The sequence below is a fragment of the Arthrobacter sp. CG_A4 genome (assembly GCF_035985125.1).
In the GTDB taxonomy this organism is placed as follows: domain Bacteria; phylum Actinomycetota; class Actinomycetes; order Actinomycetales; family Micrococcaceae; genus Arthrobacter.
The window spans coordinates 25,212-48,665 of sequence record NZ_JAXCID010000005.1; the positions used below are offsets into that span (position 1 = coordinate 25,212).

The 23,454-nt window shown below is 66.1% G+C and carries 15 protein-coding genes; 6 read left to right on the plus strand and 9 right to left on the minus strand.

The window, feature by feature from the left end:
• Positions 1-29: 29 nt before the first annotated feature.
• Both hemW and lepA read right to left on the minus strand, forming a co-directional pair.
• Positions 30-1,268 (minus strand): radical SAM family heme chaperone HemW, encoded by a 1,239-nt coding sequence (gene hemW, locus RCH07_RS03460; RefSeq protein ID WP_326966078.1) that lies wholly within the window; start codon positions 1,266-1,268, stop codon positions 30-32.
• Positions 1,269-1,313: 45 nt separating this feature from the next.
• A complete protein-coding gene (gene lepA, locus RCH07_RS03465; RefSeq protein ID WP_326966079.1) occupies positions 1,314-3,167 on the minus strand; it encodes a translation elongation factor 4 in 1,854 nt (617 codons plus the stop codon).
• A gap of 231 nt (positions 3,168-3,398) precedes the next feature.
• Here lepA and RCH07_RS03470 point away from each other — a divergent pair, with 231 nt between their 5' ends.
• Both RCH07_RS03470 and rpsT read left to right on the plus strand, forming a co-directional pair.
• Positions 3,399-4,025 (plus strand): type II toxin-antitoxin system PemK/MazF family toxin, encoded by a 627-nt coding sequence (locus tag RCH07_RS03470; RefSeq protein ID WP_326966080.1) that lies wholly within the window; start codon positions 3,399-3,401, stop codon positions 4,023-4,025.
• Between the two features lie 260 nt (positions 4,026-4,285).
• On the plus strand, positions 4,286-4,546 hold the full coding sequence (rpsT, locus tag RCH07_RS03475; RefSeq protein WP_326966081.1) for a 30S ribosomal protein S20: 261 nt from the start codon (positions 4,286-4,288) through the stop codon (positions 4,544-4,546).
• Positions 4,547-4,742: 196 nt separating this feature from the next.
• Here rpsT and holA read toward each other — a convergent pair whose 3' ends face one another.
• The 5 genes from holA to leuS form a co-directional block, all read right to left on the minus strand.
• Entirely contained in the window at positions 4,743-5,756 is a 1,014-nt protein-coding gene (holA, locus tag RCH07_RS03480; RefSeq protein WP_326966082.1) for a DNA polymerase III subunit delta, read from the minus strand.
• Positions 5,690-7,711, minus strand: coding sequence for a ComEC/Rec2 family competence protein (locus RCH07_RS03485; RefSeq protein WP_326966083.1), 2,022 nt, complete (start codon positions 7,709-7,711; stop codon positions 5,690-5,692). Before RCH07_RS03485 ends, holA begins: the two co-directional genes overlap by 67 nt.
• 26 nt (positions 7,712-7,737) lie before the next feature.
• Positions 7,738-8,604 (minus strand): helix-hairpin-helix domain-containing protein, encoded by an 867-nt coding sequence (locus RCH07_RS03490; RefSeq protein WP_326966084.1) that lies wholly within the window; start codon positions 8,602-8,604, stop codon positions 7,738-7,740.
• A gap of 153 nt (positions 8,605-8,757) precedes the next feature.
• Entirely contained in the window at positions 8,758-9,768 is a 1,011-nt protein-coding gene (locus RCH07_RS03495) for a DegV family protein (RefSeq protein WP_326966085.1), read from the minus strand.
• A 66-nt stretch (positions 9,769-9,834) separates the two neighbouring features.
• Positions 9,835-12,366 carry a leucine--tRNA ligase gene (leuS, locus tag RCH07_RS03500; protein ID WP_326966086.1) on the minus strand — a complete coding sequence of 844 codons (2,532 nt, stop codon included), beginning with the start codon at positions 12,364-12,366 and terminating at the stop codon, positions 9,835-9,837.
• Between the two features lie 786 nt (positions 12,367-13,152).
• Here leuS and RCH07_RS03505 point away from each other — a divergent pair.
• The 4 genes from RCH07_RS03505 to RCH07_RS03520 are packed head-to-tail and all read left to right on the plus strand — an operon-like array spanning position 13,153 to position 20,881.
• The gene (locus tag RCH07_RS03505; protein ID WP_326966087.1) at positions 13,153-16,329 is read left to right on the plus strand and encodes an efflux RND transporter permease subunit; all 3,177 of its coding nucleotides are present in this window, start codon (positions 13,153-13,155) and stop codon (positions 16,327-16,329) included.
• A complete protein-coding gene (locus tag RCH07_RS03510; RefSeq protein WP_326966088.1) occupies positions 16,326-16,778 on the plus strand; it encodes a hypothetical protein in 453 nt (150 codons plus the stop codon). The genes RCH07_RS03505 and RCH07_RS03510 overlap by 4 nt, the downstream gene beginning before the upstream one ends.
• 1 nt (position 16,779) lies before the next feature.
• Positions 16,780-19,923 (plus strand): efflux RND transporter permease subunit, encoded by a 3,144-nt coding sequence (locus RCH07_RS03515; protein ID WP_326966089.1) that lies wholly within the window; start codon positions 16,780-16,782, stop codon positions 19,921-19,923.
• Between the two features lie 37 nt (positions 19,924-19,960).
• Entirely contained in the window at positions 19,961-20,881 is a 921-nt protein-coding gene (locus tag RCH07_RS03520) for a hypothetical protein (protein ID WP_326966090.1), read from the plus strand.
• Positions 20,882-20,978: 97 nt separating this feature from the next.
• Here the strand turns inward: RCH07_RS03520 and glpK are convergent, their stop codons facing one another.
• Both glpK and RCH07_RS03530 read right to left on the minus strand, forming a co-directional pair.
• The gene (gene glpK / locus RCH07_RS03525) at positions 20,979-22,493 is read right to left on the minus strand and encodes a glycerol kinase GlpK (RefSeq protein WP_326966091.1); all 1,515 of its coding nucleotides are present in this window, start codon (positions 22,491-22,493) and stop codon (positions 20,979-20,981) included.
• Between the two features lie 84 nt (positions 22,494-22,577).
• On the minus strand, positions 22,578-23,327 hold the full coding sequence (locus RCH07_RS03530) for an MIP/aquaporin family protein (protein WP_326966092.1): 750 nt from the start codon (positions 23,325-23,327) through the stop codon (positions 22,578-22,580).
• Between the last annotated feature and the right edge of the window lie 127 nt (positions 23,328-23,454).

The following is a 23,454-nucleotide window of genomic DNA, read 5'->3' on the forward strand; positions in this document are numbered from 1 at the left end:
CTGCGGGCGTGGGCCCACGTTTGACGGCCCTAGTCGGGCAGGAGGCGGCGCACTACGGCGTCGGCGAGCAGCCGTCCCTTCAACGTCAGCACCAGGCGGCCCTTGAAGGCGGCGGCCGGGTCCACGAGGCCGTCGGCGATGAGTCCGGCGACGGCGTGGCGCCCTGTGTCCCCCAGCCCGCCGGGGCCGGAGATCTCCAGCCCTGGGTTCAGCCGGGCCCCGAGCATAACGCGCTCCACGTTCCGGGTCGCGGAATCAAGCGTCTCCCGCCCCGCGGCGGGCGAGAGTCCGGAACCCAGCCGGTTCGCGTAGGCGGTGGGGTGTTTGACGTTCCACCAGCGCACGCCCCCCACATGTGAGTGCGCCCCCGGACCAATCCCCCACCAGTCATCCCCACGCCAGTAGGCGAGGTTGTGCCGGCAGGCCTGCTCCGGGGTGCGGGACCAGTTGCTGACCTCATACCAGGCAAGCCCGGCGGCTGAGATGAGTTCGTCGGCCAGTTCGTACTTGGCGGCGTGGTCGTCGTCGTCGATTCCCGGAACTTCGCCGCGGCGGATCTGCGCGGCGAGCTTGGTGCCGTCCTCGACGATCAGTGCGTAGGCGCTGATGTGGTCCGGGCCGTAGGACAGCGCCGTTTCCACCGAGTAGCGCCAGTCCTCGGCCGACTCCCCCGGAGTGCCGTAAATCAGGTCGAGGCTGACGGCGAGGCCGGCGTCGCGGGCCCACTGCACCGCCCGGGGCACCCGGCTGGGGGTGTGGGTGCGGTCCAGGATCTTCAGAACGTGCGGGACCGCCGACTGCATTCCGAAGGAGACGCGCGTGAAGCCGGCGGCGGCGAGCAGCTGCAGGGATTCGGGCGTGACGGAGTCCGGGTTCGCCTCGGTGCTGACCTCGGCGCCGGGTGCCAGGCCCCACGCCGCGATCGCGGCTGCGAGGATGCGGGCGAGGTCTGCCGCGGGCAGCAGCGTGGGCGTCCCGCCGCCGAAAAAGACCGTGCTGAGCGGGCGCGGCGGCAGGCCGCTGTTCTTCAGGGCCTCCGCCGCGAAGTCGACTTCCGCGACGGCGGTGCCGGCGTAGGCGTCCTGGGATGCCCCGCCGCCGAGCTCCGTGGCGGTATAGGTATTGAAGTCGCAGTAGCCGCAGCGGACGGCACAGAACGGGATGTGCACGTAGAGCCCGAAAGCCCGGGCCGCGGCGGCCTCCAGCGCCTGCGCCGGCAGGAGCCCGTCCGGCGGCGCCGGGTCACCCAGTGGAAGTGCGCTAGGCATTGGCCGGGCCGGCCTGCGTTGCGGCAGCAGTCATAGCAGGCACCGCTACTTCTTGGCCTTGTCCTTGGACTCGTCCGTGGTGAGGGCGGCGATGAATGCTTCCTGCGGTACCTCGACGCGGCCCACCATTTTCATGCGCTTTTTGCCTTCCTTCTGCTTTTCCAGTAGTTTGCGCTTCCGGGTGATGTCACCGCCGTAGCACTTGGCGAGCACGTCCTTGCGGATGGCCCGGATGCTTTCGCGGGCAATGATCCGGGAGCCGATGGCAGCCTGGATGGGTACCTCGAACTGCTGCCGCGGAATCAGTTCGCGCAGTTTGCCCGTCATCATCACGCCGTAGGCATAGGCCTTGTCCCGGTGGGTGATCGCGGAAAAAGCGTCCACCTGCTCGCCCTGGAGCATAATATCCACCTTGACCAGATCGGCCGCCTGCTCGCCGTCGGCTTTCCAGTCCAAAGACCCATAGCCGCGGGTCTTGGATTTGAGGATGTCAAAGAAATCAAAGACGATTTCCGCCAGCGGCAGGCGGTACCGGATTTCCACCCGGTCCTCGGAAAGATAGTCCATGCCGCCCATCACACCGCGCCGGCTCTGGCACAGTTCCATGATGGCGCCGACGAATTCGTTCGGCGCGAGGATGGTGGCGGACACCATTGGCTCGCGGACTTCGGCGATCTTTCCGCTGGGGTACTCGCTGGGGTTCGTGACGTGGACGACCTTCTTATCCTCCAGCGTCACCTCGTATTCCACGTTGGGGGCCGTGGAGATCAGGTCCAGGTTGTATTCCCGTTCGAGCCGCTCACGGGTGATTTCCAGGTGCAGCAGGCCCAGGAAACCCACCCGGAAGCCGAATCCCAGCGCGGCGGACGTCTCGGGCTCGTACACCAGCGCGGCATCGTTGAGCATCAATTTCTCCAGCGCATCGCGGAGCACCGGATAGTCCGTGCCATCCAGCGGATACAGGCCGGAGAAGACCATCGGCTTGGCGTCCGCGTAGCCGGGGAGCGATTCGGTGGCAGGCTTGGCCAGATTGGTGACGGTGTCGCCCACCTTGGACAGGCGCACGTCCTTCACCCCGGTGATGAGGTAGCCCACTTCGCCGACGCCGAGGCCCTTGGACGGGGTGGGCTCCGGGGAGCTGACCCCAATTTCGAGAAGTTCGTGGGTGGCACGGGTGGACATCATCTGGATGCGTTCGCGGGGATGCAGCATGCCGTCAACCACGCGGACGTAGGTGACCACACCGCGGTATGTGTCGTAGACCGAGTCGAAGATCATGGCGCGTGCGGGGGCGTTGGGGTCACCCACCGGGGCGGGCAGGTCTCGGACGATCTTGTCCAGCAGCACCTCGACACCCATGCCGGTTTTGCCGGAGACGCGGAGCACGCCGTCGGGGTCGCCGCCGATCAGGTTGGCCAGTTCCGCCGCGTACTTCTCGGGCTGGGCGGCCGGGAGGTCGATCTTGTTCAGGACGGGGATGATGGTGAGGTTGTTTTCCATCGCCAGGTAGAGGTTGGCGAGGGTCTGGGCCTCGATGCCCTGGGCCGCGTCCACCAGGAGCACTGCGCCTTCGCAGGCCGCGAGTGAGCGCGAGACCTCGTAGGTGAAGTCAACGTGGCCGGGGGTGTCGATCATGTTCAGCGCATAGCCGATGCCGTCAAGTTCCCACGGCATCCGGACAGCCTGGGACTTGATGGTGATACCGCGTTCGCGCTCGATGTCCATGCGGTCCAGGTACTGGGCCTTCATGTCACGGGACTGGACCACGCCGGTGAACTGGAGCATCCGGTCGGCCAGTGTGGACTTCCCGTGATCAATGTGCGCAATGATGCAGAAGTTCCGGATGATGGCCGGATCCGTTGCCGCGGGCACCGGGGCGGTGCGGGCCATGGGAGACACGCAGGGTCCTTACTGTTGGCATTTCCGCGGCTTCGCGCGGATTGATGTTTCGCCATCCAGCAACGTGCCGCATTTCTCGTTCCTATAGTCTCCCACGTCCGGGCCGCCTGGAGCGCACGACGGCCGGCACGACGGCCGGAACGACTGCTGGCACCACGGGACAGCCGCAGTCGCGGCAACTGCCTCCCGCCAGCCACGGCGTCCCGCGGGTGCTGCCGGTAGTGTTTCCCCATGGCTTTGAACTTTCGCTCGATCGGCAGCGCATTCCGCACAACCCTGCGTCTCCTGGGCCGGCTCTCCGGTGGCCCGGCACCCGGCAGCGCCGGTGGTGCGGCGGAGAAGCCCCGGTCCGCTTCGACGAGGTCCGGCACGAAGTCCCGCTCCGGCCGTCCGGCTGTGGCGGTGCGCGGAAGGCCCGGCGCCGGTGCCGGTGCCGGTGCCGGCGTCGGGATGACCGGAAGCTACCCCGGAGATTTCCGCGGAACGGCGGCAGTCCTCTACGCCCCCTCCCCCAACGGGCGGCCCGAACCGGGCGAGGTCGTCTGGACCTGGGTGCCCTATGAAGAGGACTACTCCCGGGGCAAGGACCGCCCGGTGCTGCTGGTGGGCCATAGCGGCCGGTACTTGCTGGGCCTCATGCTCACGAGCAGGGACCACGACGGCGACGACCGCCGGGCGGATGAGTACGTCGACATCGGAACCGGCCCCTGGGACCGGCAGCGGCGTCCCAGCGAAGCGAAGCTGGATCGTATCCTGCAGATCAACCCCCAGGATGTCCGGCGTGAAGGGGCCATCCTTGACGCCGGCCGCTTCCGCCTCATCGCGGCGGCGCTGCGGTCCCGTCACGGGTGGTCGTAGCGTCAGGCGGCGGCCCCGGGATGGCCACAGGCGGAGGCCTGGGCAGGGCCACGTCGGGGCCGCTGCCGCTGCCGATGCCGATGCCGATGCCCGGAGAATCGTCACGGCACCGGCGTCTCTGCTAACATCAGTAGCTGTGTGTCCGTGCAGGTCGACGGCCACATATGGTTGGTCGCCATAGGTATCCCCACGCCGCTCAGTCAATGGCCAATCTGAAAGCCCTCTAGACCATTTTCCGCATTGAAAAAGAGAGTTCACACGTGGCTAATATTAAGTCCCAGAAGAAGCGCATCCTCACCAACGAGAAGGCTCGGCTGCGCAACAACGCAGCCAAGTCGGAGCTGAAGACGGCCATCCGCGCCGTAAACACCGCCGTTGAGTCTGCCGACAAGGATGCTGCCGCTGCTGCCCTGCTTTCTGCCGGCCGCAAGCTGGACAAGGCTGTCAGCAAGGGTGTTCTTCACAAGAACAACGCAGCAAACCGCAAGTCCGCGATCTCCAAAAAGGTCAACGCGCTCTAAAGGTTTCCAGTTCACTGAACTGATGATTGTGGCCGGCGCCCCAGGGTGCCGGCCACTTCCAGTTAAACGGGCGCGGTGACGGCCGCGGCCCCCACCCGTTATCCCTTACCCCTTACCCGTTACCCGTCGAGAGTCCGCCCGGCCCGGAAAAACTGCGGGCAGGAAACTGGGGCCCGGCGCGAGGCGGAGACCCCGCTCAGCGGCGGGCAGACGCCGCAATCACTGTCACTGCGTGTTCCACGGCGTAGACCGGATCCCGGGAGAGTCCCTTGACCTGCGCGTCGGCCTCTGCGGTCACCTGGATGGAGCGGACCAGTCCCTCCGGGGTCCAGCGCCGGACCTCACGCTGCGCCTGCTCCACCAGCCACGGCTGCATGCCCAGCTGCTTGGCGATCTGGGCGGAGGAGCCCTGCGCCCCTGCGACCTTCGCCAGGGAGCGCAGCTTCGATGCCAGCGCCGCCACCAGCGGGACGGGGTCAGCGCCGGTGGCAAGGGCGTGCCGGAGTGTGGAGAGCGCGAGCGGGGCGTTGCCGGCCATCGCGGCGTCTGCAACCTTGAAGGCGGTGGCTTCCACCCGCCCTCCGTAGTAGCGGTCAACCATCGCGGCGTCGACCCCGGTGGCGGCATCGGAGATCAGCTGGCTGCAGGCGGCGGCCAGCTCCGCCAGGTGGGCGCCGACGGCGTTGACCAGGGCGTGTATGGCATCGGGATCGATGCGGCGGGCTGCGGCCCTGAACTCGGAGGTGACGAAGGCCACCTTGTCGGCGTCCTTCTTCAGGGGCTGGCAGTCCACCACCGGCCACCCACCGGCCTTGATCGCGTCCAGCAGTTTCTTGCCGCGGACACCGCCGCTGTGGCGGAGCACCAGGACGGCGTCCGGCTCGGGCTGTTCAAGATACCTCAGTCCGTCGGCAAGAAACGCGTCATTCATCGACTCGAGGCCCTCGACCTCGATGAGCTTCTGCTCACCGAAGAGCGACGGGCTGACATTCATGGCCAGCGAACCCGGCTCGTAGCTGCCGGCGTTGAGCCGGATGACCTCGACGTCGGGCGCTGCCGCGCGGGCCTGCGCACGGATGCGGTCCATGGCGCGGGAACCGAGGTAGTCCTCCGGACCGCCCACCAGCACCACCGGCGCCGGTGTCACATCACGCCAGGTGGCCGTCTTCGACGCCGACGTCCTGGTGCGTTGGGTCTGGGCAGCAGCCACTCTCGTTTCCTCCCGGAAGATCTTTTGCAGACTCTAAGCGTGCCACGGCCTGAGCGGTCCACCAAGCCGCGCCGGCGCCGTTCCGGCCCGCTGTGCCGGCGTGCGCCGGGGGGCCAGGTGTGCTCAAGCCAGTCGACGGTCTTCGTATGCGCACGCACCGCCAGGCATACCGCCGCGGCCGGGTGGAACGCCAGCCAGGCAGCAGCCAGCACAACACCGGAGAGCAACGCCATCGTGGCGACGCCAAAGCCGCCCTCCGGCCAGGGAAGAACGGCGCCAGGGAGCGACGCGAAGAACCGGGCCACCCCGCCCACACCACCGGCGAAAACCGCCGCTATTCCCAACGGGACTGCCGCGGCCGCCGGTAGCAGAGCCACGAGCGGCACGGCAGCGGTGCCCAGCAGGGTAACCGGTGCGACGAGGGCGGCCGCCACCACGTTCGCGGGCAGCGCGTAGCTGGAAAACTGGGGCTGCAGCAGCACAATCACCGGCCCGCAGAAAGTTTGCGCCGCCAGCGGAACCGCCAGTCCCGCCGCCGCCCAGCGCGGCACGGCGGCCGGGAACCACGTCATGATGGGTCTGCCGGCCACCACAATGCCCAGGGTGGCCAGCACGGATAGCAGAAATCCGAAACTCGTGGACAGCGCCGGCTCGGCAAGCAGCAGCCCGATGACCGCGAGGCACAGAAAACTGAGTCCACGTCCGGTTCGTCCGCCGGCCAGGGCCATGAGGCCGACCGCGCCCATCACGGCCGCGCGCAGGACGCTGGCGTCCGGACCCACCATCAGGACAAACATACCCAGCCCAGCAAGGCAGACGGCGGCAGCAGCGGTGCGCTTGAGCCGGAGGCTGCGGGCGGCGAACAGCATGCTACCAAGAATGATGCTGCAGTTCGCCCCGCTGACGGCGGTCAGGTGAGTCATCCCGACCGTCTTCATGGCGGCATCCAACTGCGGATCCAGCGCGCTGGTATCCCCGGTCACCATTCCCGGCAGGAGGCCGCGGGCATCGCCGTCGAGCCGGCTGGCCGCAGCGGTGAAACCGGTCCGCAGTTCGCCGGGACCCCGCTGCCAGGGGCCGGGCGCCCGCGCTGTGCGCGGCGCTGAGCTCGCTGCGAGAATGGCCGCTTCGGCCTGTCCAGGCTCCGGCGGCTTGAGCTTGCCTGTCGTCCGGATGCGCTGGCCCGGCGTCGTGTGTTCCCACTCTGCGCCGCCCAGCACCAGCAGCTTTGCCCCGGCCAGGATCCGGCGGCCACCGAAATCCAGCGTCAGCAGCGTGGCAGGCACCGCCCACCGGTCGGCGAGCCCGGAGCTTCCCGGCGCCCTCAGCCGCCGCGGTGTGCCTACTACCTCCAGCTCGGCCACCACGGCGGCCCGCGCGGCGACGGCCCCGGCGACTGCACCGTCGTGGCGCTGTGACGAGGCGACAGCCCCGTGAGCGCCTGCAGCGGCAGATAGCAGTAGCGCCACGGCAAGCGTCGCGAGCGCACTGCGCCGCCTCGGGTGCTCACGGGGCGTTGCCCCGGCCCCGGAACCTACAACCGCCCCGGGACCTACCCCCGCCCTGGCCACAGCTGCGGCCCGTGCGGACACCCGGAGCAGGAGCAGGGCCGAGCATGCCAGCAGGACGAGGCAAATGCCCGCCAAAGCGGCGGGTTCCAGCCAGCTTCCGGCTACGGCAGCCCCCCAGACCAGCAAGGCGGAGGGCACCAGCCGGACGTCGGTCCGGCGACGGGTTGCCTCCGGTCCCGGGGCGGGAACCAAGGGGAAGATGGTTTCCTGGAGCCGTTCCCGGAGCCCCTCGAATCGGCCGGGTGCGGTGTAACGGTGCCTGTCTGCGGCGGAACGGGCGGGCAGGGATACGCCGCCGGCCGTATCTGCGGGACCGACGGACGGCGGCTGGCCCGTGACTGCGGCGTCAACGTAGCGCTGCCAGGGACTGCGCGGTTTCGTCATGGCTGTGTCATCTCCACTGCTTCCGCTCAGACCCGGACCAGTGGCAGCAGCGCCGCCATCAGTTTCGGGCCCACCCCGTCCACGGCATCAAGCTCCTCAACCGTCTGGAACCTGCCGTGTTCCCTGCGCCAGTCCACGATGCGCTGGGCAAGCACGGGTCCGACCCGCGGGAGGGTGCCCAGCTCCTCGACGCCGGCCGTATTTAGATTGACCTTCCCGCCGCCCGAACCGGTGCCCCCGGCTCCGGATTTGCCGGTTCGGGTGCTCCCGGTTCCGGGTTCTCCCGCCCCCGCGGCATCCGGGAGAGGCTCGTCGGCGCCGGGTTCGCTTTGCTCCGGAACGAGAATCCGTTGTCCGTCCTCAAGTACAGCGGCGAGGTTGAGCCGGCCCGGATCCGCCGACGCCGTACTCCCGCCCGCGGCTGCGATGGCCTCGTGGAGCCGGCTTCCCTGCGGCATCTCCAACACGCCCGGTTTTGCCACGGCTCCCGCCACGTGGACGAAGATACTTTTCGCCGTCGCCTCTGTGGCGGCTCCCGCAGGTGAAGTCAGGGCGTCGGCGTCAGGTCCGGCCGGTTGGACCCCGGCCGCGGAAACCTCGCTGAGCGGCACTACCTCGGGCGCTCCTGTGGCCACCTGCCACCAGAACCAGCCGCCCACCACCAGCGCAACGGCCCCCAGCAGAAGCGCAGCCCTCAGTCCGGTCCGGTGCCGCAGCCTCGCCGCCGCGGGCCACCGCCCGCTCTCCGCCGATTCAGGGCCGCCGGTAACTTTCAGCTCCAGCAGCCCGCCCGTGCGCCCGGCGTCGACCCCCGCTCCGAGCGTCGCAGACCGCCGATGCCGGGCGGTCCCACACGTTGCGGCGGATTCGGGCCCCGGCGTCCGGTGTGACACGTTCCGGCATGACATGGGAACCACAGTAGAAGCTCTCCGGCCGGGCGCCCATTCCCCGCCGGGGCTATGTGGAAAAGGGCTAGGCGGACAATGGCTATGTGGAAAAGGGCTAGGCGGACAATGGTTAGGCGGACAATGGCAGGCGGAAGAGGGCTAGGCGGAATGAGCCCGGGACCCTGCCGGGGCTGCAGGGGTGCTGCTCTCCCCCACGATCACTGCCAGCACGCCGAGTCCGGCGTGGGCGGCCAGAACGGCCGGCAGCGCGCTGATTTGAGCCGCCGGGCACTCAGGCAGCAGAAGCGCCAGGCGTGCGGCAAGCTGCTCGGCCTCGGCCCGGTTGCCGAAATGATGTAGCGCCAGCCGGGCCTGTCCGTTGGGGCGCGCGGCCGCATCGGCGGCCACGATTTCCTCCAGCCGGGTGATGGCCCTGGCCGCGGACCGGACCTTTTCCAGCGGAATGATCTTGCCGTCCCCGACCGCCAGGATGGGTTTGATCGCGAACATGGTGCCCCAGAGCGACGCGGCCGCGCCGATCCGGCCGCCGCGGCGCAGCTGTTCGAGGCTGGGTACGTAGAAGTAGACCCGGGTGCGGGCCAGCCGTTCCTCGGCGAAAGCCCGCACGTCCGCGGCGTTCCTGCCGTCGGCGGCAGCCACAACGGCGCTCTGCACACCCATGCCCTGTGCCATCCCGACGGTCCGTGAATCCAGGACCTCCACCGGGATGCCGACACGGGCGGCCGCGAGCCGGGCCGAGTCTGCGGTTCCGGAGAGTTCGCCGGAAATATGGACGGATACCACGGACTCGAAGCCACGCTGGAGTGCGGCAGTGTATGCCTGCTCGAACTGTCCGGGCGAGGGGCGCGAGGTTTTGACGGGAGTGCCGCTGGCGAGGGCCACCGCAATCGTGTCGGCGATGTCGTCTTCGCCCTCCCCGTAGATTTCCGCGCCCACCATCACGGGCATAGGCACCACGGTCAGCAGGCCGTTTTCGGTGAAGGCCCGCACCCAGTCGGCCGGCAGCGCGGCCGCGGAGTCCGTGACCACAGCGGTCCGGACGACGGCGGCGGGCGCCGCCTCGGGGACGGCGCCGGGCCGGGCGGACTGCCGGAGCCGGACAAGGCGCTCCCTCAGCCACGGCCATCCTGCTGGTTCGCGGTCCGGCACGGGGCACCTCCTGCTGTGCTGATCTGGCGGCTGGTCACCATGAAGTAGCCGGCTTGACCAGCCCGGCTACGCCGGGACGATGTTGACCAGCTTAGGCGCCCGTACGATCACCGTGCGGATTGCCCTGCCGTCGAGGGCGCGCCGGACGTTTTCCGAGGCCAGCGCCAGTTCGCGCAGTTCGTCCTCGCTGATGTCCGGCGAGACGTCCAGGCGGTCCCGCACCTTGCCCTGCACCTGGACGACGGCGGTCACCGTCTCCTGCACGAGGAGTGCCTCGTCGTGAGTGGGCCAGCCGGCGTTGGCCACGGAGGCCAGGTGCCCCAGCACGCTCCACAGGTCCTCGGCCGTGTACGGCGCGAAGAGGCTCAGGATCACCGCGACGGCCTCCGCTGCCTCGCGGACGGCCGGGTCTGCGCCGCCGGCTCCGCTGGCTGCATCTATGGTTTTGCGGGTTGCGTTGACCAGTTCCATCAGCTTCGCCACAACCACGTTGAACTTGTTGTTCTCCAGCAGGGCTTCGGCATCGGCGATGGTCCGGTGCGTGACGGTGCGCAGCGCCCGGTCGCCGGTGGAGACGTCGACGCCGGGTTCGCTCGCCACGTCCTGCCCCAGGCGCCAGGCCCGGGCCAGGAATTTCGCGGAGCCCGACGGCGAAACGTCCGCCCAGTCGACGTCGTCCTCCGGCGGGGAGGCGAAGATCATGGTGAGCCGGACGGCGTCGACGCCGAATTTGTCCAGCTGCTCGCTGAGGTCCACCCCGTTGCCCAGCGACTTGCTCATGGCTTTGCCGCCGTTGAGCACCTGGCCCTGGTTGAGCAGGGCGCTGAACGGCTCGTCGGCGTCGATCATGCCGAGGTCGTGGATGACCTTGGTGAAGAACCGCGCGTACAGCAGGTGCAGGATGGCGTGCTCCACGCCGCCCACATACTGGCCCACGGGCATCCAGTCGTTGATTTTGGCCGGATCGAACGGCCCGTCGGTGTACTCCGGGGAGACAAACCGCAGGAAGTACCAGGATGAATCCACAAAGGTGTCCATGGTGTCCGTGTCGCGCTTGGCCGGGCCGTGGCAGCCGGGGCACTCGACGTTGACCCAGCTCTCGACGGCGGCCAGCGGGGACGTGCCCTTCGGGGACAGGTCTTCGCCGCGCAGGTCGGCAGGCAGCGTGACCGGCAGCTGATCGTCCGGCACCGGGACTTCCCCGCAGTCAGGGCAGTGGATGATCGGGATCGGGGTGCCCCAGAAACGCTGCCGGCTGAGCAGCCAGTCACGCAGACGGAAGTTCACGAACTTCTCCCCCGTGCCCTGCTGCTGCAGGATCCCGATCGCGGCCGGAATGGCTTCCGCCTTGGGCAGTCCGTCCAGGGCGCCGGAGTTGATCAGCGTTCCCTCGCCGGTGGTCGCGATGCCGGTCACCGCGGGATCCTCCACCCCGGTGTCCAGCACAGTCCGGACCGGCAGCCCGAAGGTGCGGGCGAAGTCGAGGTCACGCTGGTCGTGGGCCGGGACAGCCATGATCGCGCCGGTGCCGTAGTCGGCCAGCACGTAGTCGGCCGCCCAGACGGCGAGCTTTTCACCGTTCAGCGGGTTGATGGCGTAGCGGCCGGTGAAGACACCGGTTTTCTCCCGCTCGGTGGACTGGCGTTCGATTTCGGAGAGCGCCTTGACCTGTTCGCGGTAGGCGTCCAGGGCTGCGGCGTGTTCGTCCATGACCAGTTCGAGGGCCATCGGCGCGTCCGCGGCGACGACGAAGAACGTGGCGCCGTACAGGGTGTCGGGGCGGGTGGTGAACACCGTGACGTCCCGGGCGGGCTTGCCGCCGTCGGCCTCGATCACGAAGCTGACGTGCGCACCTTCGGAACGGCCGATCCAGTTCTTCTGCATCGCCAGGACACGCTCGGGCCAGTGGCCGCGCAACTCGTCCATGTCATCGAGCAGCCGGTCGGCGTATTCGGTGATTTTGAAGTACCACTGGTTCAGCGACTTCTTGGTGACGGGGGTGCCGCAGCGCTCACAGGCACCATTGACCACCTGTTCGTTGGCCAGCACGGTCTGGTCCTTGGGGCACCAGTTGACCGGAGAATCCTTGCGGTACGCCAGGCCGCGCTCGTAGAAGCGTTTGAACAGCCACTGGGTCCAGCGGTAGTACTCCGGGTCCGAGGTGTGGATGCGGCGGGACCAGTCGGCGGAGATGGCGTAGCGCTTGAAGGACGCCGCCTGGGTATCGATGTTGGCGTACGTCCATTCGCTGGGGTGGGCGTTGCGCTTGATCGCCGCGTTCTCCGCCGGCAGCCCGAAGGAGTCCCAGCCGATCGGGTGCAGCACGTCGTAGCCTTGCTGGCGCAGGTACCGCGCGACGACGTCGCCCATCGCGAACGCTTCGGCGTGGCCCATGTGGAGGTCGCCGGACGGGTACGGGAACATGTCCAGCACGTAGCGGCGTTCCCTGGAGCCGTCGTCCAGCGGCGTGAAGACTTTCAGGTCCTCCCAGACCTGCGGCCATTTGGCTTCCATCGCCGCAAAGCTGTAGGAACCCTCGTCGGGGACCTCCGCCGCGACGGCGGGTGTTCCGGTCTCTGTCTCCGGCTGAACGCTCACTGCTGGCCTCTTCTGTTCTTTCAAGCTTCACGGTGTTCAAAACTTCACGGTATTCAAACTTAACGGTCAGGCTTTGTCCTCCGGCAACGGCTTTGCCCCGGCACCTGGACCCTGCTGCCGGCCCGGACACGGCCCGGACACACAAAAGCCCCTCGACATGGAGGGGCAGCCGCTCGGCACTGCGAGTTCTCGCCGGGACGCCGGGCGGCTAGCCAGGCAAGAGGACCGCACGCACACGGCCAGTTTAGCGCTTCCGGCCGCATCCCGGGGAAACGGTAGCGGTATTGCAGCAAAGCGGCGGTGGCGGTGATTGGCACCGGATGTAACAGCACAGGAATATCCGGGACGTCCGCGAACTCAAATTGTTACAAATTCATCACCTGCAGGCAAGCTGTACTTACAGCACTATCTGCTAAGGCGGAGTTGCGTAACCTCAATTCAGAAGCAAGTACTCGGCTGACCCGATCACGTAGCTTCTAGGCACGGTCCAAGTATCGATAGTATCCGTTGCAGGTGAATTCAGTTCGTGTACTGAATTTACTCGGATCCGACGAAAAGAATGAACCGGAATTGGCAGTCAACCCCTACTTTCTGCGCCTTGCCAAACGGATCGAATAGGAACACTATTCTCTCAAGATCTCGTGGGGGGATCCTGTGGGGGGATTCGCATAGGTCTCGGGTTGAGGAGCCTGATATGTATCTCTTGCGTAGTTCTGCCCTGCAGCAATTCAACAATCTGCCCGTGCACCGCCGCACATCCGGCGGCCGCCAGGAAGAGGGCTAGCCATGTTTGGCTGGGTTACCCGCTTCAGTTTGCAATTCCGCATCCTGGTCCTCGCCCTCGCGGCGGGCCTCATTACTTTCGGCGTTGTGAACGTGCCCCACATGGCGGTGGATACGATGCCCGAATTCGCGCCGGCGCACGTTGAGATCCAGACAGAGGCCCTGGGCCTTTCCGCTGTTGAAGTAGAACAGCTCATCACTTCCCCGATGGAAGCGGACCTCCTCAACGGGGTGGCCTGGCTGGACGAGATCCGTTCCAAGTCAGTACCGGGACTGTCATCAATCGAGCTAATCTTCGAGCCTGGCACCGATCTGCTTCGCGCCCGCCAGCTGGTCGCGGAGCGCATGACCCAGGCGCACGCCTTGCCGAACGTTTCGGCACCACCACTGATCATGCAGCCGCTCTCCTCCACCAGCCGTGTGCTGATGGTCAAGATGAACTCCAAGCAGCTCTCCGGGATCGAGATGTCGGTCCTGGCCCGGTGGAAGATCAAGCCGCGGCTTATCGGCATTCCGGGTGTGGCCAACGTTTCCATCTGGGGCCAGCGCGAGCAACAACTCCAGGTCGAGGTCACCCCGACCCAGCTGCGGGACAAGGGCATCACCCTTGAACAGGTCATCAAGACTGCCGGCAACGCCGTCTGGGTTTCCCCGTTGAGCTTCCTCGAGGCTTCGACACCGGGCACCGGCGGTTTCGTGGAGTCACCCAGCCAGCGCCTCGGCATCCAGCACGTCCTGCCGATCCGCACCCCGGCGGACCTCGCCAAGGTCAGCGTTGAGGATTCGACCCCGACAATGCTCCTCGGCGATATCTCCCAGGTCAAAGAAGACCACCAGCCCCTGATCGGCGACGCAGTCGTGGGGCAGGACGCCGGCCTCCTGCTGGTCGTAGAGAAATTTCCCGGAACCAGCGCCCTTGAGGTTACAGAGGGCATCGAAGCCGCCCTGAAGGACATGGAACCCGGCCTGACCGGCATCACCATGGACACCACCGTTTTCCGCCCTGCCACTACCGTCCAGGAAACAGTTAACGGCCTTAGCCTGGCGCTGCTGCTCAGCCTCCTGATCGCAGTGGGACTCTTCTGGCTGCTCTTCCGCTCCTGGCGGGTCGCGGTGATCGCCCTCGTGGCTATCTCGACGACCGTCGTCGCTGCCGCTGTGGTGCTGTACTCACAAAACGCCACGCTTAACATCGCGGTCCTCGTCGGCATCTTCCTCGGCATGTCGGTCATTGTGGGAGACATCGTAGAAGACGTCCAGGCTCAGCGACGACGGCCGCTGGTCACCACAGCCACCGAAACTGACGCCACGCTGCGCTCACGCATGGTCCACATCGTCAGGGGAGTCCGCACACCCCTGTTCCATGCCTCCCTCATCATGGTGATAGTCCTCACTCCGACGCTGTTCGTCACCGGCATCGGCGGCTCTTTTTTCCAGCCGCTGTTCTGGTCTCTGGCGCTGGCCCTTGGTGCCGGGCTCCTGGTCGGAATCTCTCTCACTCCGGTACTGGCCCAGATGCTCCTCCCGCGGGAGACCCCACCCAGGCGGGAAACCGCTGCCACCAGGCGTGCCAGGGCCTACTCCGATCGCGCACTCAACGCTATGCGTTCCCGCCGCGCCCTCGGCCTGGTCTCCATTGCTGTCATCGGGGTCCTCGGCCTTGCCGCCGGATCCCAGCTGCTCGGCAACCGGCCGGTCGTTCCCACCCTGCCGGACAGGACCCTGCTGGTCCAGTGGGACACCATGGCCGGCACCTCCAATGACGAGGTCCGCCGGATCGCGTCCAAAGCCTCCGACGAACTCCGGTCCCTCCCCGGCGTATCCGGAGTCGGCGGGCACATCGGCCGGGCCATTTCCTCGGACCAGGTGGTCGGAAACAGCTCGGCCGAACTGTGGGTGTCGATTGCACCGACTGCCAACTTCGGCGAGACGGAGCAGGCGGTGCGGGATGTGGTCCAGGGCTACCCGGGCATCGCCCACAATGTCCTGAACTACTCCCAGCAGAAGATCGGCGAAATGCGCAGCAGCATGGAACCGGGCTTCGCGGTCCGGGTCTACGGCACGGACATGCCGATCCTGCGCGAGAAAGCCGAAGAGGTCCGTAAGGCAATGGAGAGCATCAGCGGGGTGAAGAACCCGAAAATCAACGCCACCACCAAGACCCCCATCGTGGAGGTTGAAGTTAATCTCGAGGCTGCCCAGAAGGTCGGCATCAAGCCGGGTGACGCCAGGCGCGCCGCGGCTGCACTTATGCAGGGAATCGTCGTCGGTAACCTCTTCGAGCAGCAGAAGGTCTTCGAAGTCGTTGTGCGCGGTGCGGTTGGCGCCAGGGATGACATGACAAGTATCCGTGAGCTGCTCCTCGACACCCCCGGCGGCGGCCACATCACGCTAGGCGAGATCGCCGCGGTCCGGATGGTCCCCAACGAAGTTGTCATCATGCACGATGACACCTCGCGGCGGATCGATGTCGTAGCTGATGTAAGCGGCCGGCCGCTGGCGGATGTACAACGCGACATCGAAGCGGCAGTCAAGCAGATTCAATTCCCGCTTGAATACCACGCCGAGATACCGAAGAAGTACAGCCAGCTCGAGGCTGCCGACACCCTGGTTCTTTGGCTCGGAGCGGCTGCCCTCATCGGCATACTGCTGCTGCTCCAGACCGCAGTGCGGAGCTGGAAACTGGCCCTCGCCGTCTTCCTGTCAATGCCCGCGGCCCTGGCCGGCGCTGCGGTGGCTGCCTGGATTGGCGCAGCGTCGCTCTCCTGGCTCTCGCTGACCGCCTTTGCGGTGGTGCTTGCCATCGCCGCCCGCAACGCTGCACTGTTGTCGGCCCGAGCCGACGAGCTGTGGCGGTCCACGCCACAGACGTCCCACGCCAGGGTCATCCTGGCGGCGGCCCGGGACCGGGTATCGCCGGTCCTGAAATCGGCCCTCATCACGGTACTGGTCCTGATACCGCCCGCTGTGCTGGGCGGTACCGTCGGTCAGGCCGTCATCGCCCCGATGTTGCTGATCATCGGCGGGGGCATCGTAACCTCAACGCTCGTGGCGCTCTTAGTGCTCCCGCTGCTCATACTTTGGTTCGGGCCCCGCACCGCGCCGGAAGAGTGGCACGAAGTCTACGAATCAGAGATCCCGGTTCAGCCCGTTACGCAGGAAAAGGTGGAAGTAAAATGACCAGCCAAAAGCCCCAACGGCGCCTGCCCCTGGCGGCAGCTGTCTGTGCCGCCCTTGCGCTTCTCCTCCCGGCGTGCGCCCAGCCCTCGGTGACGCCTGCATCGGTTGCTGAGGCCCCTGCCAAGGTGGAGAAGAACGCTACCACCGGCATCGCGAAACTGACCCTTACCCAGCGCGGAGTGGAGCGGCTCGATCTGAAGACCGAGCCCGTAGCGGTCGGCACCGGTACCGATGTGCTTGTGCCCTACGCGTCCTTGTTGTACGACGCCAACGGGAAGACCTGGGTGTTCACGAACCCGGCCCCGCGGGTCTACGAGCGCCAGGCCGTCACCGTCACCAAGGTGGAGGCAGGCGTGGTCACGGCCAACGCGGGCCCCGCCGTGGGGACTGCCGTGGTCACGGTCGGCGCGGCTGAGCTGTTCGGCGCCGAGTTCAATACAGGCAAATGACATGCGCCGGATAGTCGCAGCCAGCCTGCGGTTCAGATCGATCATTATTGCGATGGCGGCGGCGCTGATGATCGTTGGCGGTGCACAGCTCAGCAGCGCCTCGGTGGACGTGTTCCCCGAGTTTGCGCCGCCAAAGGTCGAGGTGCAGACCGCCTGCCTGGGCCTCACTGCGGCCGAAGTCGAAGAACTCGTATCGGTCCCCATGGAAGAGGCCTTCAACGGGATCGACGGCCTCGACCACATGCGGTCGAAGTCGGTATCCCAGCTCTCGTCCATCGTGCTGGAATTTGAAAACGGAACCGATCTGCTCACCGCACGGCAATTGGTGTCCGAACGGATGGCGACCGTCATCCCCACTCTGCCCACCTGGGCCGCGCCGCCGCTGATGCTGCAGCCGCTGTCTTCGACGAGCCGCGTTATGAAGATCGGCCTGTCCTCGGACACCCGGTCCCTGATCGAGATGTCCATGATTTCCTATTGGAACATCCGGGCCCGTCTGCTTCGCGTTCCGGGAGTGGCCAATGTCGCCATCTGGGGAGAACGCCTCCAGATGCTTCAGGTGCAGGTTGATCCCGTCAAGCTGGCGGCGAACAATGTGACGCTGGACAGTGTTATGAGCTCCACCTCCGATGCCCTGGACGCCGGGCTGCTCAAATATTCGCCGGGTTCCCTGATCGGCACCGGTGGCGCGCTCGATACGCCCAGCCAGACCATGGGAATCCGCCACGTCCAGCCCATCACCTCGCCGCAGGAACTGGCTAAGGTGGCGCTGGAGGACCGTGAGGGGCAAGCACCGCTTCGTCTCTCGGATGTGGCAAACGTCGTGGAGGACCATCAGCAGCTGATCGGCGATGCCGTCATCAACGGCGGCCCCGGGCTGATGCTGATTGTGGAAAAGCTCCCATGGGGCAACACGCTCGAAGTGACGCGGGGAGTGGAAGAGGCGCTAAAGCAGCTGGAACCCGGACTTACCGGGATTGCCGTGGACACCACCCTCTTCCGGCCGGCGACGTTCATCGAAGAATCCCTGGGCAACCTCAGCGTGGCCCTCCTGTTGGGATGCCTCCTGGTCATCCTGGTGTTGAGCGTTTTCCTCTTCCAATGGCGAACTGCGCTGGTCAGTGTGATGGCTATCCCGTTGTCACTGATGGCCGCGGCCCTCGTGTTGTATTGGACCGGAGGCACAATCAATACGATGGTGCTTGCAGGGCTGGTGATTGCCGTCGGGGTGGTGGTGGATGATGCCATCATCGACGTCGAAAACATCGTCAGACGGCTTCGGCACCACCGGGCCAGTGGCGGGGTGGGCAGCACCGCCCGGGTCGTGGTAAATGCCTCGCTCGAGGTCCGAGGACCGATCGTCTACGCCACCTTGATCATCGTCGCCGCCACGGTGCCGATCTTCTTCCTGGACGGCCTGACGGGGGCGTTTTTCCGGCCGCTGGCCACCTCCTACACGCTCGCGGTGATGGCGTCCATGCTCGTGGCGCTGACAGTCACTCCGGCGATGGCCTACATATTTCTCCGCAATGCCAAGTTGGAGGACCGCGATCCCCCGCTGGTCAGGGTACTCAAGCGCTGGTACAGCGAAGCGCTGATCCCGATAGTCCGCCGGCCGTTGCCGGGCTACGTCGCTTTGGGAGCACTGGGCTTAGTCGGCGTTGTGGCGGCCCCGCTCCTGGGCCAGTCGCTGCTGCCCTCTTTCAAGGAGCGTGACTTCCTGATGCACTGGGTCACCGCGCCGGGCACGTCAAACTCGGAAGAGGTCCGCGTCAGCCAGCTGGCATGCAAGGAGCTCATGACGATTCCGGGCGTGAACAACTGCGGGTCCCATATCGGACAAGCCTTCGCCGCCGACGAAGTCGTGGGCGTTAATTTCGGTGAAAATTGGATCAGTATTGACCCGGCGGTGGACTATGACGAGACCCTTGCATCCGTCCAGGATGTGGTGGACGGATACCCGGGAATTACACGGGACGTCCAGACCTATCTCAAGGAACGCATCCGCGAGGTCCTGACGGGCACAGGCTACGCCGTCGTCATCCGCGTCTATGGCGACGACCTCGCGACGCTGCGTGAGGAGGCTGACAAGCTCAAAACCATCCTGGGCGGCATCGAGGGGACCATCGGTGCCAAGGTCGCGCTCCAGGCCAACATTCCTCAGATCGACGTGGAAGTGAATCTGGACGCTGCCAACCGCTACGGCTTGAAGCCCGGCGATGTGCGGCGCGCCGCGGCCACCCTGGTCGCCGGCGAAGAAGTGGGCGACGTCTACCGGAACGGCAAAGCCTACGATGTCCAGGTGTGGAGCCCGCCGGAGACCCGGACAAGTGTCACGAGCATCGAGAACCTCCCGCTGGATACCCCCAGTGGGGTGACGATCCGGATGGCGGATGTCGCCACGATCTCCGTGAAGCCAACACCGAATGTGATTGAGCGTTCGGAGGGGTCACGGCGCATCGACGTCAGTGCCAACGTCAAGGAAGGGGACCTGGCGAAGGTTGTGGAGAAGTTGAAATCTGACATGGAGTCGGTTGAGTTTCCGGTCGGCTACAGTGCGGTTGTCCTCGGCGAATACGCGGAGCGGCAAGCCGCCTCACAACGGCTCCTGCTCTACTCGATTGGTGCCATCATCGTGGTTTATCTCCTGCTCCAGGCTGCTTTTAGAAGCTGGCGGTTGGCGACACTAGCCATCCTGACGCTTCCGGTGGCCCTGGTGGGCGGCATTATCGCAGCCCACCTCAGCGGCGGGATCCTGTCCCTGGGGTCCCTGGTCGGTTTCCTGACCCTGATGGGCATCGCAGCCCGGAACGGCATCCTCCTCATCAACCACTGCCAGCACCTGGAACAGTTCGAGGGTATGCCCTTCGGCCGGGACCTGGTACTGCGCGGTGCAGCCGAGCGCTTGTCACCGATCCTGATGACGACGCTCGCGACCGCCCTGGCCCTCGTCCCCCTGGTGGTCATGGGTAACATTCCGGGTCATGAGATCGAACATCCCATGGCGGTGGTGATCCTGGGTGGCCTTGTCACTTCGACGCTGGTCAACCTGTTCATCGTCCCCTCGCTGTATCTGCGGTTCGCCAAGAAAGGACCAAAGCGTGAGCGCCGGCCCAACCAACCCCAGCCGGTTCCGGCCGTCTAGCCGAAGCCAACCAACCCCAGCAGGAGAGGCCAAACCAATGTCTCAACGAGGAAAACGCTTCACAGCCTACGGTTCAGCGATCCTGCTGGTACTGGGAACGCTGACCGTGGGAACGGCCGCCGCGGCCACCGCCGCGCCGAATCCGCAGGAACTCTGCGGACCAGGCTCGGCGATCAAGTTCAACCGTGCCGATTTCCCGGCAAATCCGGTGATCGACAACAAATGGCTCACGCTCAAGCCCGGCATGCAGTTCACCACCACCGGGGAGGTCAGGTCCGCCGACGGCAGCGTGAGCGCCCATTCGGTCGTCCACACGGTGACGGGGCTGACGAAGGTGATCAACGGCGTCAAGACCCAGGTGCTGTGGGACCGGGACTACTCCGACGGCGTCCTGGCGGAATCGGAACTCGCGTTCTTCGCCCAGTCGAAGAGGTCGGGCAGCGTCTGGCTCTTCGGGGAGTATCCGGAGGAGTACGAGAACGGGAAGCTGGCGGGCGCTCCCAGCACCTTCGTCAGCGGTATTAAGGGGACACAGGCGGGAATCGCCCTACAAGGGAGCCCCCACCGTAACTCCCCGGCGTATGTCCAGGCCTACGCGCCCAGCGTGGACTTCCTGGACTGCGGCCGTGTGCTGTACAAGAACCAGCGCGTCTGTGTGAAAACGGGCTGCTACAACGATGTGATGGTGATCGATGAATTCAATCCGCTGGATCCGCCGAGCGCGGGCCACCAGCGCAAGTTCTATTCGGCCGGAACGGGGCTTATCAAGGTGACGGCCGTCAGCGGCGCGGACCAGGAGTTCATGGACCTCGTCAAGATCAAGAAGCTGAGCCGTGCCGAGCTGGCGAGCGTCAATGCGCAGGCATTGAAGCAGGACAAACGGGGATACACGGTCAGCAAGGATGTCTATGCCAAGACGCCGCGCGCCGTGGTGGCCTATCCGGGCCCGGTCTCCTGAGACGTGCCGCTGCCCTTAGCCTTAACCGGGCAGCGGCACACCAGCGAAAAAAGCTCCGGCCGGGTTTCCCCGGCCGGAGCTTTTGCGTGGAAGGGTTTTACTTGACGTCCTCGTCAACCCAGTCCATGGACTTGGTGACGGCCTTCTTCCAGAGCCGCATCTGCCGCTCCCGTTCGCCCTGCTCCATCGTCGGCTCCCAGCGCTTGTCCTCGGACCAGTTGGCCGAGCACTCGCCCAGATCCTTCCAGAAGCCGACGGCGAGCCCTGCCGCGTAGGCGGCGCCCAGAGCAGTGGTCTCGACGACCTTCGGCCGGATCACCGCGACGCCGAGTATGTCGGCCTGAAACTGCATCAGGGCGTCGTTGGCAACCATGCCGCCGTCGACCTTCAGCTCGGTCAGCGGAACGCCGGAGTCGGCGTTGACGGCGTCGAGCACCTCGCGGGTCTGGAAGGCCGTGGCCTCCAGCGCCGCACGGGCGATGTGGTTCTTGTTCACAAAGCGGGTCAGGCCGACGATCGCACCGCGGGCGTCGGAACGCCAGTACGGCGCGAACAGTCCGGAGAAGGCCGGGACAATGTAGACACCGCCGTTGTCCTCCACTGAGGCCGCGAGCGTCTCGATTTCCGGGGCGCTGCTGATCATGCCGAGGTTGTCGCGCAGCCACTGCACGAGCGATCCGGTGACGGCGATCGAGCCTTCCAGCGCGTAGTGCGGTGCCGCATCGCCGAGCTTGTAGCCCACTGTGGTGAGCAGTCCGTTCTTGGAGTGAACAATTTCCTCACCGGTGTTGAAGATCAGGAAGCAGCCGGTGCCGTAGGTGTTCTTGGCTTCGCCGGCCTCGAACGCGGCCTGGCCAAACGTTGCCGCCTGCTGGTCGCCCAGGATGCCGGCGACCGGAACTTCGCGCAGCAGCTGGGAGGTGTGCACCGTCCCGTAGACCTCCGAGGACGACTTGATGGCCGGCATCATGGACGCCGGAACGCCGAACGTGTCAAGGATCTCCTGGTCCCAGGCGAGAGTTTCCAGATCCATGAACAGGGTCCGGGAGGCGTTGGTCACGTCGGTGACGTGCACGCCGCCGTCGGTGCCGCCGGTGAGGTTCCACAGCACCCAGCAGTCCGTGTTGCCGAAGACCAGGTCGCCGGCTTCGGCCTTGGCGCGGGCGCCCTCGACGTTGTCCAGGATCCACTTGATCTTGGTGCCGGAGAAGTAGGTCGCCAGCGGCAGGCCCACTTTCTGCTTGAACCGGTCCGGCCCGCCGTCCCTGGCGAGCTCATCCACGATCGGCTGCGTGCGGGTGTCCTGCCAGACAATGGCGTTGTAGACCGCTTTGCCGGTTGTTTTGTCCCAGACGACGGCGGTTTCGCGCTGGTTGGTGATGCCGACGGCGGCGATGTCGTGGCGGGTCAGGTTCGCCTTGGAAAGAGCCGAGGCGATGACCTCGCGGGTGTTGTTCCAGATCTCGGCGGGGTCGTGTTCCACCCAGCCTGCCTGCGGGAAGATCTGCTCGTGTTCCATCTGGCCGGAGGAGACGATGTTGCCGCTGTGATCGAACACGATGGCGCGCGTGCTGGTGGTGCCCTGGTCAATGGCGATTACGTACTGGTTCATGGTGACGTCCTTGTCTTGAGGGTGTGAAGGCTGGCTTCATGCGGCCGCGTCCCCGACGCGGCCGCTATCGTGCTGTTGAGTTGGCTAGGCGGCTGCGGCGACGATGATCGGCACGTACCGGGCAACGATGCCCGCCAGGAGTCCGCCCACCACAGGTCCCACCACCGGGATCCAGGAGTAGCTCCAGTCGCTGGAGCCCTTGCCCTTGATCGGCAGCAGGGCGTGGGCGATGCGGGGGCCGAGGTCACGGGCCGGGTTGATGGCGTAGCCGGTGGGACCACCAAGCGACACACCGATGCCGACAACCAGCAGTGCAACGGCCAGCGGGCCGAGGCCCGAGGGTGTCCCGCCGAACGTCAGGATGACGAAGACGAGGACAAAGGTGCCGATGATTTCCGTGACGAGGTTCCACGGAGTGGAGCGGATGGCAGGACCGGTGGAGAACACCGCGAGCTTGCTGGCGGGCTCCGGCTCCGCGTCGAAGTGCTGCTTGTGGGCCAGCCACATCACCACTGCGCCGAGGAAGGCGCCCAGGAATTCGCCGCCGAAGTACGTCAGAGTCGACATCACATCGATCTTGACGCCCGGGGCGTACTCCGCCTTACCGTTGATCAGCAGGCCCAGGGTCACGGCGGGATTCAGGTGCGCGCCCGACTTGGCGGCAACGTACACGCCGGCGAAGACGGCGATGCCCCATCCCCAGGTGACCATCAGGAACCCGCCGTTGTTCCCCTTCGTGCCTTTGAGCGCAACGTTTGCCACGACGCCGCAACCCAGCAGGGTCAGCATCGCGGTGCCCATTACTTCGGACAGGAAAACTATTCCAAGAGACATCTTTGACTCCTCTATTTTCTGTTGTCAGCCCTTCGCGGGTTTGAAGGGTCTGTGGGCCGGCGGCGCGTTGACGCCGCCGGCCGGCCACTGCACCGGTCCCTCGAGGGGACCCCGCAGTCCTTGCGTC

What these genes read in the sequence shown, in the direction of transcription:
- RCH07_RS03515 (WP_326966089.1), top strand. Translation starts at nt 16,780, where the DNA reads ATGCGCCGGATAGTCGCAGCCAGCCTGCGGTTCAGATCGATCATTATT.
- glpK (WP_326966091.1), bottom strand. Translation starts at nt 22,493, where the DNA reads ATGAACCAGTACGTAATCGCCATTGACCAGGGCACCACCAGCACGCGC.
- RCH07_RS03510 (WP_326966088.1), top strand. Translation starts at nt 16,326, where the DNA reads ATGACCAGCCAAAAGCCCCAACGGCGCCTGCCCCTGGCGGCAGCTGTC.
- RCH07_RS03520 (WP_326966090.1), top strand. Translation starts at nt 19,961, where the DNA reads ATGTCTCAACGAGGAAAACGCTTCACAGCCTACGGTTCAGCGATCCTG.
- hemW (WP_326966078.1), bottom strand. Translation starts at nt 1,268, where the DNA reads ATGCCTAGCGCACTTCCACTGGGTGACCCGGCGCCGCCGGACGGGCTC.
- RCH07_RS03530 (WP_326966092.1), bottom strand. Translation starts at nt 23,327, where the DNA reads ATGTCTCTTGGAATAGTTTTCCTGTCCGAAGTAATGGGCACCGCGATG.
- RCH07_RS03505 (WP_326966087.1), top strand. Translation starts at nt 13,153, where the DNA reads ATGTTTGGCTGGGTTACCCGCTTCAGTTTGCAATTCCGCATCCTGGTC.
- RCH07_RS03485 (WP_326966083.1), bottom strand. Translation starts at nt 7,711, where the DNA reads ATGACGAAACCGCGCAGTCCCTGGCAGCGCTACGTTGACGCCGCAGTC.
- RCH07_RS03470 (WP_326966080.1), top strand. Translation starts at nt 3,399, where the DNA reads ATGGCTTTGAACTTTCGCTCGATCGGCAGCGCATTCCGCACAACCCTG.